The sequence below is a fragment of the Oleiphilus sp. HI0132 genome (assembly GCF_001635845.1).
Map to the genome: position 1 here is coordinate 1 of NZ_LWGJ01001302.1, position 1,009 is coordinate 1,009.

Here is a 1,009-nt window from a genome sequence, read left to right on the forward strand (position 1 = left end):
CTTTTCATTAATTTTAACGGCCAATTTATCATGCAATTGTTTTAATGAGCGGAGATTATTACAGGCAAGTATTAAGGACAAAATTTTAGGTATACCTAACTCTTCCCCCATATTTATTGTATCGTCAAAACTCTGATCAAAATGATCCCAGCTCCAGTTCTGTCCAAACTGATTAATCAAGTTTGATGTTTTAAACTGAGGAAAACGATCTATCAACTTTAAAAGTCGCTCGTCGATATATGGCAGATGACTTAGATACTTACTCGATATGAGTAAATTTGGTTTTGTTATTAATTGGTATTCATTTAAATCAAAACGAGCGAATCGACATTTTAATAGTAGATTCAAAACAGCCTTACTATTTGTAAACCCACACTCGTCAATAATTGCTGTTCTTTTTTTAGAAAATAGACTCAATGTATGCTCAGCATCCCATTGTAATGTTGAAGCCGATATTATAATTAACCATGCCAGAACTGGGCTATCTAAAAACAATTCGCAGGCGTTGGAAGATCGACTGAGACACCAAACTAACCCATAAGTAGTCCCGCGAAATTTTTCCTCATACTTTACAAGTTTATTCAGTAAGCCCTCAGGGAATGTACTTAACCATTGGCAAGCCTCTTGTGTCGAAACGAGAATTGAAAAAGGCACCCCCATTTCTTCAAGGGTTTCAATTGATGCATCTTCGGCTGAGCATGACCAGCTAACCCCATTTGTCCATGGTGTTAACTTAACTACACATTCATAACCTAAAGCTTCAGAGAAGTTGATAACTAGATTATGATTTTCATCCGTCACAACAGGCAAAAAGTTGCTAGTATTCATCAAGTCTCCCCATTAAATAGAGAGGCTAATTATCCATAAAGGTGCGACGAAGAATGTCGCATATAGTGTTAGTAATTTATTAAAAACATTTATAAAGTAATGTTGCGATGATATTGAATCGCTGATTAATAGTTAATTTCAACAAATTTTTTAGCCGGTATAATCAAATGTCATCGTCTCT

1 protein-coding gene is annotated in these 1,009 nt (G+C 35.2%); it reads right to left on the bottom strand.

The features are described 5' to 3' along the window. The coding region (locus tag A3766_RS19880) for a hypothetical protein (protein WP_156508996.1) at positions 1-828 on the bottom strand (828 nt) is incomplete at its 3' end. Positions 829-1,009: the final 181 nt, after the last annotated feature.